The sequence below is a fragment of the Rummeliibacillus pycnus genome (genome assembly GCF_044359855.1).
In the GTDB taxonomy this organism is placed as follows: domain Bacteria; phylum Bacillota; class Bacilli; order Bacillales_A; family Planococcaceae; genus Rummeliibacillus; species Rummeliibacillus pycnus_A.
The window spans coordinates 1,349,223-1,360,527 of record NZ_CP132291.1; the positions used below are offsets into that span (position 1 = coordinate 1,349,223).

The following is an 11,305-nucleotide window of genomic DNA, read 5'->3' on the forward strand; positions in this document are numbered from 1 at the left end:
AGTAAATCCAGTAATATTATATTAATATATTTTCATTTATATACGTACTTTTGAGCTATTTATTTAGCAAAGTTTATGAATGACAAAATTAAAGTATAAAAAAACGCTCAGAACAAGTCTGAGCGTTTTTGCTTTATTACATATTTTTCAATTCAGCAATTCGTTTTTCAACGGTAGCGAATTTTTCAAGGTAGTCCGCTTCTTTTTCGCGTTCAGCTGCAACTACTTCGTCTGGTGCTTTTGATACGAAGCGTTCGTTGTTTAGCTTACCTTGAACACGTTTTACTTCTTTATTCCATTTTTCAAGTTCATGATTTAGACGTTCGATTTCAGCTGCTACATCGATTAAACCCTCAAGTGGTAAGAATAGCTCTGCACCTGATACAACTGCTGACATTGTTTTCATTTCAGGTTGTAAGTTTTCACCTAAAGTTAGTGTTTCTGGGTTACAGAATTTTTCGATATACGCTTTGTTGTCTTCAAGTACTGCTAATGTCGCTGCATCTTTTGCCGAGATGTACATTGGCACTTTTTTACTCATTGGTGTATTTACTTCTGCACGGATATTACGTACTGCACGGATGATATCCATTAGCAATTTCATATCTTGAGATTGTTGATCAAAAGTATATTCTGGGTTCACTACTGGCCATGAAGCGTGAGTGATAGATACTCCTTCATGAGGAAGGTTTTGCCAGATTTCTTCAGTGATAAATGGCATTAATGGATGTAATAGACGCATTGTGTTGTCTAGTACATAAGCTAGTACGGAACGAGTCATTTTCTTCGCTGCTTCATCTTCACCGTATAATGGTAATTTCGCCATTTCAATGTACCAGTCACAGAAATCATCCCAGATAAAGTTGTGTAATTGACGGCCAACTTCACCAAATTCGTATTTATCAGCAAGTTTAGTTACTTCTTCGATTGTTTCGTTTAAGCGTGTTAAAATCCATTTATCTGCAACAGATTTTTCGCCTGAAAGATCGATTTCATCATATGTCATGCCATCCATATTCATCAATGCGAAACGAGATGCATTCCAAATTTTGTTTGCAAAGTTCCAAACAGATTCCACTTTTTCAGTTGTGTAACGTAAATCTTGACCAGGTGATGAGCCAGTTGCTAAGAAGTAACGCAATGAGTCTGCACCATATTTTTCGATAACATCCATTGGGTCAACGCCGTTACCAAGTGATTTAGACATTTTGCGACCTTCGCCGTCACGTACTAAACCGTGGATTAATACGTCTTTGAATGGACGTTCTCCAGTGAATTCAAGACCTTGAAAAATCATACGAGAAACCCAGAAGAAGATGATGTCATAGCCTGTTACTAATGTACTTGTTGGATAGTAGCGTTTGTATTCTGCGCTTGCTTCATCAGGCCAGCCCATTGTAGAAAATGGCCATAATGCAGAAGAGAACCAAGTATCAAGAACGTCTTCATCACGATTCCAATTTTCTTCATCTGCTGGTGCTTCTTTACCTACGTAAACTTCACCTGTTTCTTTGTGGTACCAAGCTGGGATTTGGTGACCCCACCATAATTGACGAGAAATACACCAATCATGAACATTTTCCATCCAGCGAGAGTATGTGTTTTCGAAACGGTTTGGCACAAAGTTTACCTTTTCCATTTCTTTTTCTTGAAGTTCAAGAGCAGCTTTTGCTAGAGGTTCCATTTTAACGAACCATTGTGCTGAAAGGTAAGGTTCTACAACAACACCAGTACGTTCAGAGTGACCTACTGAATGCATATGGTCTACGATTTTAATAAGTACACCTTGTTCTTGTAAGTCTTTTACGATCTGTTTACGGCATTCAAAACGATCCATACCTTGATATTTACCAGCATTTTCATTCATTGTACCGTCTTCGTTCATCACGATAATACGTTCTAAGTTGTGGCGGTTACCTACTTCAAAATCATTAGGGTCATGAGCTGGAGTCATTTTAACAACACCCGTACCGAATTCCAAGTCAACATAGTCATCTGCAACGATTGGAAGTTCGCGACCTACGATTGGAAGAATCGCAGTTTTACCTACTAAATGAGCGTAGCGTTCATCTTTAGGGTTTACAGCAATACCAGTATCACCAAGCATTGTTTCTGGACGAGTTGTTGCGATTTCAAGTTTGCCAGATCCATCAGCTAATGGGTATTCCATGTGATAGAAAGCACCTTGAACATCTTTGTAGATTACTTCAATATCAGATAATGCAGTTTTCGCTTGTGGATCCCAGTTGATGATGCGTTCACCGCGGTAGATTAAGTCTTTTTCGTAAAGTTTTACGAATACTTCTTTTACAGCGTCTGATAGGCCTTCATCTAATGTGAAGCGTTCACGAGAATAATCTAATGCAAGACCCATCTTAGCCCATTGTTGACGGATTGTTCCTGCATACTCTTCTTTCCATTCCCACGTTTTTTCGAGGAATTTTTCGCGACCTAAGTCGTAACGAGAAATATTTTGTTCACGTAGTTTTGCTTCTACTTTTGCTTGTGTTGCAATACCTGCATGGTCCATACCTGGTAACCATAGAGCATCGTAACCCTGCATACGTTTCATACGGATTAGAATATCTTGAAGCGTTGTATCCCAAGCGTGACCTAAGTGTAATTTACCTGTTACGTTTGGTGGTGGAATCACGATGGAATATGGTTGTTTTCCACTTTCAGGTTGTGCTTTGAAGAATTCACCTTCAAGCCACCATTCATAACGACCTTGTTCAATGGACTGTGGATCATACTTTGTTGGCATAGATGTGTTTTGTTCAGTCAATACAATGACCTCCTTTAATGTCTCATCATAGTATGAAGTATAGGGGCTTTTGAACGAGCTACCTCCGCTTTAAAATAAAAAAAACCTTCACCCTAGAAAAAGGGCGAAGGAATATTCGCGGTACCACCTTAATTTCAGCACAAATCGGCTGACACTTCATCTCATAACGGCTACTAACCGGTTACTGCTACTTAATCTTTCACAGAAACTGCTCCAGGGCTACCTTCAAACGACTACTTGAGGAACTTTCACCAACCGTTCCCTCTCTTACAAGTAGGAGCGTTCTACTCCTCCCCTTCTCAGCATATATATATAGCTGTATCCATTGTAACGAATACGTCATTGTTTTTCAAGTTTTTCAGAATACTTAAAACAAATTTCAACTTTCTTCACATGGAATCACTGTACATTTGTATAGAGGACTATGCCCCTAAAGAAGAGGATAATAATCATTTTTGCTATTTCTTAGTAAATGATGCCCTTTTACTAGAGGAAGGGATCACATAGAATCATAATCATTTCCCAAAAACAACAGATAAAAAATTTAACTTTATAAATGAAATGTGTATGACATTTGCAGCAGGTTACTATTATTTCTTTTTGAAAGGTGAAGATTCACATATATTATCTAAATAAAATATTAATGTAAATCACTTAAATAGCTTTTTCACCGATATATCAGATTACAAAAAATGGATATTCAACAGTTGCATTGATTGATAATGTCTATACAAATTTAAAGGTAGCAGTAATGACGAAAATCGATGACCGATCCCCAGCTATTTTTAGAAATCGAAAATAATTCTTTAACCAATACTATATTTGATACAACAACTAAAGAAACTAAAACAATTACTTACCCACTTTAACTACAAAAATCCATCCCTAGCAACATATATTACTAGGAATGGATTTTTTAATTAACAGAAAGGAGATGGAATTTTGAAAAAAAATCGTTACAATCCTTATTTACTTCCCCCTTGGTTGAGAAAGACTAGATTTTATTGCAGAAATATCATTATTCCTATTTCATGCTTTCAATTTGTTCGTGTCATAATATTTCCTACAACATGGGATATAATCATACTTTTATTCTTAATACTTCTTTGTTTTTTATTAATAACGGATTTTATTTAATGGTATTTGGACTCTCGTATAATGTTCTTCTAAATCCCACAAAAATTCACTCAATATGGATTCCTCTGAATCTGCAACAGCATCCATATCTGTAGCTGTTTCTGAATGAAGAATCACTGCATTACTTTCAAAGGGCTGTGCTACTTCCAGTGATTCTTTTTCTTCTGGCACCTCATCATAGAGGCAATCCACATGGCATTTAATATTGCAAACACCATCTTCTCGCAATTGTACATCAACATCTCTTGTATTTAATTGAATGGATGAATGTACTATACCCTCTTTTGGCAGACTAACGTCTAAAGGAATCGCGTATTCAAAATATCCTTGCTTCTCTTGCCATTCCACCTCATCTATTAAGGTACATTCATTTGATAATTGTTTTTCTCTTTCCTTGCCTGCGTCAAATTCCAGAAAAGCTGATAAATGATAAATCCCTGAAAGCGATACTGATAAATCATCAACTTGTTGTTCCCAACGTGGTTTAACATGAATATCGTTCGCTTTTACTGGGCAGCCATAAGTTTCTGGAAAAATAAATGCCTCATTTATTTCCCAGGTAATTTTTTGCACTTTGCTATCCCTCCTCTATCTTCATGTATATGCAGATATAATTGAAGATAGAACATATGTCAGGGATAAATTGCCCTTCTAGTTATGTCATTTGATATATTATATTAGAATAATTATTCGTATACAAAAAAATCCAGGGAAGGTTTATTCCCTGGATTTACTTGATTAGCTCTATGAGCCGGCTTTTATATTTAACGAGCTAATTTCTTGAATACTTTTTGGAATGCTTCTACTGTTTTTGCGATATGTTCTTCTGTATGAGCTGTTGAGAAGAATACGCATTCGAATTGGGATGGTGGAAGGAAAATACCTTCTTCAGCCATTAATGCATAGTAGTCTGCAAATAATTGTAAATCGGCAGTTTTTGCTGTATCAAAGTTGATAACTTTTTCATTTGTTAAGAAGTAGCCAATCATAGATCCTACACGGTTTACAGTGTGTGGAATATTATAAGTTTCTGCTGCTTCACGGAAGCCAACTTCTAATTGGTCTCCTAATTTTTTGAAGTAATCATATGATTCTGGTGTAACATGGTTTAATGTTTCAAGACCAGCAGCCATAGCTAAAGGGTTACCTGAAAGTGTGCCCGCTTGATAAATTGGACCTGCTGGAGCAACACGTTCCATAATTTCACGACGACCACCAAAAGCACCTACTGGAAGTCCACCACCGATTACTTTACCTAAGCAAGTAAGATCAGGAGTAACACCTAGATATCCTTGAGCACAGTTAAATCCTACACGGAAACCTGTCATTACTTCATCAAAGATTAATAATGATCCAGCTTTCGTTGTAATATCGCGTAAGCCTTCTAAAAAGCCAGGAAGAGGAGGAACGCAACCCATATTACCCGCAACTGGTTCTACAATGATTGCGGCAATCTCTTCACCGTATTTTTCGAACACTTGTTTAACAGATTCTAAGTCGTTATACGCGACTGTCAAAGTATTTTGAGCGATTCCCATTGGAACCCCAGGGCTATCTGGTAAACCTAGTGTTGCAACACCTGAACCAGCTTTAATCAATAATGAGTCACCATGTCCGTGATAAGAACCTTCGAATTTTAAGATTTTATCACGTCCTGTGAAGCCACGAGCAACACGAATTGCACTCATAGTTGCTTCTGTACCTGAAGAAACCATACGCACCATTTCAACTGATGGAACACGTTTAATTACTTCTTTAGCTAACTCATTTTCGATGACTGAAGATGCACCGAAGCTTGTACCTGTTTCAGCAACACGTTGAATCGTTGCTACAACATCAGGATGAGTGTGGCCGATGATTAGTGGGCCCCATGATAATACATAGTCAATATAATCATTACCATCTACGTCAGTAATGATTGCACCGTGACCTTTTTCCATCACAATTGGGTCCATGTTTACTGCATTAAATGCACGAACTGGGCTGTTAACGCCACCTGGCATTAGGTTGATAGCTTCAGCAAATGCTGCTTTTGATTTTTCATGTGAACGAGTCATTGATTATTTCTCCTCCATCCAGCGAACTGCATCTTTCGCGTGGTAAGTAATGATTAAGTCCGCTCCAGCACGTTTCATACCTGTCAAAGTTTCTAGAACGATTTGTTTTTCATCTACCCAGCCATTAATTGCTGCTGCTTTAACCATCGCATATTCACCACTTACATTGTATGCAACAACTGGTAAGTCATAATTGTTACGAACATCACGAACAATATCTAAGTATGATAATGCTGGTTTTACGATTAAGAAATCTGCGCCTTCTTCAACATCACTAGTAGCTTCACGCATTGCTTCATAACGATTTGATGGGTCCATTTGATATGTTTTACGGTCACCGAATTTTGGTGCACCATCAGCAGCATCACGGAATGGGCCATAGTATGCAGATGCATATTTTACAGCATATGACATGATTGGAACATCTTCAAACCCAGCTTCATCTAATCCTTTGCGAATTGCAGCAACAAATCCATCCATCATATTAGAAGGTGCGATAATATCTGCGCCTGCTTGTGCTTGTGAGACAGCTGTTTTTGCAAGAAGATCTAGCGAAGGATCATTTAAGATTTTTTCGTCTTCTGATACAACGCCACAGTGACCATGTGAAGTGAATTCACATAAGCAAGTATCTGCGACTACGACGATATCAGGGTAGTTCTTTTTGACGAAACGTGTAGCTTCTTGTACGATACCGTGATCATGGAAAGCTTGTGTACCAACCTCATCTTTTTCAGCTGGAAGACCAAAAAGAATAACAGATGGAATACCTAGAGATACAACCTCATCCATTTCTTCGCCTAAACGATCTAAAGAAAATTGATATACACCTGGCATTGAATTCACTGGATTCTTAATATTTTCGCCATCGATTACGAAAATTGGATAGATGAAATCTTCTTTGTGTAAGTATGTTTCTTTTACCATTGCACGCATAGTTGCAGATTGGCGTAGACGTCTATGTCTTTTAAAGTTTAAGTCTGTCATGATTAAAGTTCCTTTCCTTTAGCTAATTCGTCAATAATGGCCATCATTGTATACTTTTCTGGTTTTATATCTACCGCTGCCCCAACATTTTGCAATGCCGTCTCTGTCACATGACCGATTGCTGCAATCTTAAAGCCATTCCAACCGATTTCAGGAGCTATATGCTTTGCAAAAACTTCTACTGCAGAAGGACTTGCAAAGATCACAGTTACGGTTGGTGATTGCACAATCAATTCTTTCAAAGCAGAGGCATGTTCTGTTGTCTGAATTGTTTCATAAACAGTCCATTCTTCTACTGGAAACGGTAATCCCTCTTTTATAGTAGCCTTTGCTAAACTTCCTTTCAAGAATAGACAACTTTTTAATTGTCCAACATGCATTGGGAACTCTTTAACGAAGGTATCTGCACTATATGTAGAAGGCATAAAATCAATCTTAAAACCTAACTTTTCGAGAGCTTGTGCTGTTTTCTCACCTACTACAGCAATTTTCGCCAAGTAATTCTCTTTAGTTTGTTTTAAACGTGCTAGTTTATTTGAAAAAGCTTGTACAGCATTTTGACTAGTAAATAGTAGCCATTCACAATTCATCGCATGTTCAAGCATCTGGAAATCCTCTGACGTTTCGATTTCATGTACAGTAATAAGCGGCAAATGATATACTTTGCCGCCTAAAGCTGTAATTTTGGAAGATATAGAATGCGTAATATTCGTGCCTGTCAGAACAATTTGTTGTTCTTGTAAAGGCAAATTATTTTGCATCTTGCTCAGCCTTTACTTTTTGAATCAAATCAAAGGCACCTTGTTTTGTTAACTTAGCAGCAACTTCTTTACCAGCTGCAATAGCGTCTTTTGAAACTAAAGATTCTCTATAGAAAACAGAAGCATCAGGAGCTGCTACTAAACCTTTAAAATCCACTTGACCATCATTGTAGCGTGCAAATCCTGCGATCGGCACTTGGCAGCCACCATCCATAGCAGCTAAGAACGCACGTTCAGCTTGTGCTTCTTCCCAAGTTGCTTGGTCTGTCAATTTAGCAAGTTCTGCAAGTAATTCTTCATCTTCACTACGGCATTCAATACCTAGTGAGCCTTGTCCGACAGCCGGCATACAAACATCCGTGGATAAATATTCAGTAACAACTTCATCATTCCAGCCTAATCGTTTTAAACCTGCAGCTGCTAAAATAATGGCGTCATATTCATCTGTTTCAAGTTTTGCTAAACGGGTATCAACGTTACCGCGAATCCATTTGATTTCTAAATCAGGGCGTGCAAGTAATAATTGTGCACTACGACGTAAACTACTAGTACCTACAACTGCACCTTTGGGAAGGTCTGCAAATTTCACATGGCCATTTGAAATAAATGCATCACGAGGATCTTCACGTTTCGGAATACATCCGATTACAAGTCCTTCTGGAAGTACAGCAGGCATATCCTTCATGCTATGAACAGCAAAATCGATTTCTTTATCGAATAATTCTTGTTCAATTTCTTTAACAAATAAGCCTTTACCGCCTACTTTTGACAATTGAACGTCAAGGATTTTATCACCTTTCGTTACAATTTCCTTCACTTCAAATTCAAATGGAGCACCGGCTTTTTTTAATTGGTCGATGAACCACTTAGTTTGTGTCAAAGCAAGTTTACTTCTTCTAGATCCTACAATAATTTTACGCACTTATAATCCAACCTTTCTATTAATACCAAAAGTGAAAACTTGATAAACGACTTCCTAAGAAGAAGTTAATAATAATGATCAAGAACGCATAGACATGTGTCCAAGCATACATTGTTGTTTGTAGTTTTCCTTTTCGATTTCCATATAAAATTACACAATAGATTAATAATGATATAAATGAGCCAACAATCTTCACATCGAAAATTGTAAAATTAGCTAATGAAACATAGGCCCATTGCAATCCCAATATTAAACTAATCAATAAAAATGGAATACCTGTTAATAATGCACCCGACATACCTTTTTGAGCTTGCTCTAAAGAGGGTAATCTCGTCCATTGTTTTGTCCATTTCTTTTTCTTAAGTACATTATATAGGATTAAATACAATGTGGAGAAAACAAATGACAAAGAAAAAGCAACATATGACAATATTGCGAACGTTATATGGATAACGAGCAACTCAGAAACGAGTGAATGTCCCACTGGTGACTGCGCGATTTGATTTGGTGCAAATGTATGAATCGACATAAAGATAAAACCGATGACATTTAAGAAGAACACCGGCAAATCGACACGATATAAACAATGCAATAATATCGAAATCGTTACTAAAAGCCAAGCATAGAAATAGATTCCTTCAAACAAGGATAATATCGGGAATCGATGTGTATCTATAATATAAAGCCCTAAGAAAACGGACTGCAAAATCCATACTATCGATACAAGCCAAAACGCAATTCGGTGTGCTTTGGCATCTTTATTGAGATAATCTATAAAATAAAAGACAAGACTGATCGCATATAAGACGACCATTGCTTCATGTAGCCTTGTCATCGTCAAATCAGTCATAACAAACTCCTTTGTGTCATGTTTTACATTAGATGAAAAAAGCGCCTTCGCACCTATTAGTTTACCACATAGATACGAAAACGCATTCAAAAAAGTTCTTTAATATGATAATTTAGCATCAGTTATCTGTGTTGCTAATGCTTGTTTTTGCATGCGTTCTTTTTGGTGAAGTTGTTGTTTTCTAGCTTCTTCTTCTACTTCTTCTTCAATTCCAAAAATTTGTTGAAATAACGCTAATTGCTCTTTTGGATTTTGAGAGCTCGCCATTTCCTTTGCTTGCAAAATAGGTTCTTTTAACAATTGGTTAATAATCGATTTCGTATGCTTATTCAATACCTTTTTTTCACGCTCAGTTAAGTCAGGCATTTTATTTTCAATACTTTGCATTGTTTCTGATTGGATTCGAGCAGCTTTTTCTCGAAGTGCTGCAATAACAGGAACAACACCTAAAGTAGTCATCCATTCTTTGAATTCATCGATTTCTGAACCAATCATAGATGTAATTTTTTCAGCTGCGCGTTGACGTTCAGCAAGATTCGCTTCGACAATACCGTGTAAATCATCGATATCATATAAGAATACATTTTGAAGATCGCCAATACGTGGATCCAGATCTCGGGGAACAGCAATATCAACCATAAATATCGGTTTTCCCTTACGTAAATGTTCGATATGTTGCATTAAATCATAATCAATTACATAATCTGTCGCACCAGTTGAACTAATTAAAATATCTGCTTCTAATAATACACATTGCAGTTCTTGCATAGATTTTGCAGTACCATTAAACTTCTCTGCTAATGTTTCTGCTTTAGAAAATGTACGGTTAATAACAGTTACTTTACCAACACCGCTACCGTATAAATTTTCAACTGCAAGTTCACCCATTTTGCCTGCACCTAAAATAGCTACATGTTTATTTGATAATGATCCGAAAATTTTCTTTGCAAGTTCCACCGCTGCGTAAGAAACAGAAACGGCATTTTCGCCAATAGCTGTTTCACCATGCGCGCGTTTTGCAAATGTTATGGCTTGTTTGAATAATTTATTATAAACAGTACCTGTAACTCCAATTTCTTGAGCTTTTAAAAAGCTACCTTTAACTTGTCCTAAAATTTGAGTTTCGCCTAATACCATTGAGTCTATTCCTGAAGAAACATTGAATAGATGCATCATTGAACTATCTTCTTCACGAATGTAAAGATGAGATTCAAAAAACTCAACTGGAACTTTAAACCAAGTTGATAGGAATTGTTTAATATAATAACGTCCTGTATGCAGTTGATCTACCACTGCATAAATTTCAGTACGGTTACAAGTTGAGACAATTACATCCTCTAATATACTTTTTTGGCTTTGTAATGCTCTCATCGCATTCGGTAGTTCTTCTTCAGTAAATGAGAATTTCTCACGAATTTCGACGGGCGCTGTTTTATAATTCAAGCCTACTACTATGGTATGCATGAAATTATACACCTCTCACGTTCGAATTAACGATTCCTATTATAGCACAAAATATGAATTATCCTGCTTTTATTTTGTGAACAGGATATGACATAAAGTGAAACTTCCATCAGTGGGGGCTCTTCATCTCCCACTGAAAAAAGAACTCAGTTTAATTTCGCCACGTCCTGTGGCAACAACTGAGTGTCCAACATCCTGTTGGACCGAACCAATCGGGCTTTTACGGGCAGTTATCCCCCAACTATCTTCTTTGCTTCTCGCTCAATCTGAGGTAGGGATATTACTGTCCGTTAATGCGGGATAAGAATCGATATTTTTTCTTTAGAATTATTATAATCTATA

At 37.1% G+C, this 11,305-nt stretch carries 8 protein-coding genes and 1 other annotated feature; all 8 genes read right to left on the bottom strand.

The genetic code is table 11. The features are described from left to right. Positions 1-136: 136 nt before the first annotated feature. The 8 genes from Q8X41_RS06730 to hemA all read right to left on the bottom strand — a co-directional run bounded on the left by Q8X41_RS06730 (position 137) and on the right by hemA (position 10,963). Entirely contained in the window at positions 137-2,764 is a 2,628-nt protein-coding gene (locus Q8X41_RS06730) for a valine--tRNA ligase (protein WP_397540212.1), read from the bottom strand. 117 nt (positions 2,765-2,881) lie between these two features. Next, positions 2,882-3,095, bottom strand: a binding site (T-box leader). A gap of 806 nt (positions 3,096-3,901) precedes the next feature. Then, a complete protein-coding gene (locus Q8X41_RS06735; protein WP_397539485.1) occupies positions 3,902-4,495 on the bottom strand; it encodes a hypothetical protein in 594 nt (197 codons plus the stop codon). Between the two features lie 191 nt (positions 4,496-4,686). After that, on the bottom strand, positions 4,687-5,979 hold the full coding sequence (gene hemL, locus Q8X41_RS06740; RefSeq protein ID WP_397539486.1) for a glutamate-1-semialdehyde 2,1-aminomutase: 1,293 nt from the start codon (positions 5,977-5,979) through the stop codon (positions 4,687-4,689). A 3-nt stretch (positions 5,980-5,982) separates the two neighbouring features. After that, positions 5,983-6,966, bottom strand: coding sequence for a porphobilinogen synthase (gene hemB, locus Q8X41_RS06745; protein ID WP_397539487.1), 984 nt, complete (start codon positions 6,964-6,966; stop codon positions 5,983-5,985). Positions 6,967-6,968: 2 nt separating this feature from the next. After that, positions 6,969-7,727 (bottom strand): uroporphyrinogen-III synthase, encoded by a 759-nt coding sequence (locus Q8X41_RS06750; protein ID WP_397539488.1) that lies wholly within the window; start codon positions 7,725-7,727, stop codon positions 6,969-6,971. After that, entirely contained in the window at positions 7,717-8,649 is a 933-nt protein-coding gene (hemC, locus tag Q8X41_RS06755; RefSeq protein WP_397539489.1) for a hydroxymethylbilane synthase, read from the bottom strand. Before hemC ends, Q8X41_RS06750 begins: the two co-directional genes overlap by 11 nt. 19 nt (positions 8,650-8,668) lie before the next feature. Continuing rightward, complete coding sequence (locus tag Q8X41_RS06760; RefSeq protein WP_397539490.1) at positions 8,669-9,499, bottom strand: inner membrane protein YpjD; 831 nt, start codon at positions 9,497-9,499, stop codon at positions 8,669-8,671. Positions 9,500-9,598: 99 nt separating this feature from the next. Beyond that, on the bottom strand, positions 9,599-10,963 hold the full coding sequence (hemA, locus tag Q8X41_RS06765) for a glutamyl-tRNA reductase (protein ID WP_397539491.1): 1,365 nt from the start codon (positions 10,961-10,963) through the stop codon (positions 9,599-9,601). Positions 10,964-11,305 lie beyond the last annotated feature (342 nt).